Origin of the sequence: Rhizobium phaseoli, assembly GCF_010668805.1 — a bacterium.
Lineage (GTDB): Bacteria > Pseudomonadota > Alphaproteobacteria > Rhizobiales > Rhizobiaceae > Rhizobium > Rhizobium phaseoli_A.
This window is the reverse complement of record NZ_WUFT01000155.1, coordinates 1-384: the sequence shown is the minus strand read 5'-3', so window position 1 is coordinate 384 and position 384 is coordinate 1. Positions and strand designations below refer to the sequence as shown.

1 protein-coding gene is annotated in these 384 nt (G+C 59.1%); it reads left to right on the top strand.

Going from position 1 to position 384, the window contains the following annotated elements:
- Positions 1-139: 139 nt before the first annotated feature.
- Positions 140-384, top strand: a 245-nt coding sequence (locus GR197_RS31825) for an isocitrate lyase/phosphoenolpyruvate mutase family protein (RefSeq protein WP_204330551.1), incomplete at its 3' end; no start/stop codon positions are given.

Below are 384 nucleotides of genomic sequence, written 5' to 3'. Positions count from 1 at the left end.
TCACCGGCCTGCCCTGGATCGAAATCGATTTTCCCAACGACGTTGCGCGAGCAACTAAAGAAGTCCTGCCGCAATTGCAGCGGCCGGCTTTGCATGAAGCGCTGAAGCGCTAACTCGGGCCGAAATCAGGAGCCACACAATGAACGCACGCGAACCCTCATTTGTTTCCACTCTGTCGCGCAGCGCACGCTTGCGCCAGATGCTCACCAGCAACGAACTCGAATTCCTGATGGAAGCGCACAACGGCATCTCCGCACGCATAGCGCGCGAAGCCGGCTTCAAGGGCATCTGGGGCTCGGGCCTTGCGATCTCCGCGCAATACGGTGTGCGCGACAACAACGAAGCGAGCTGGACGCAAGTCGTCGATACGCTCGAATTCATGGC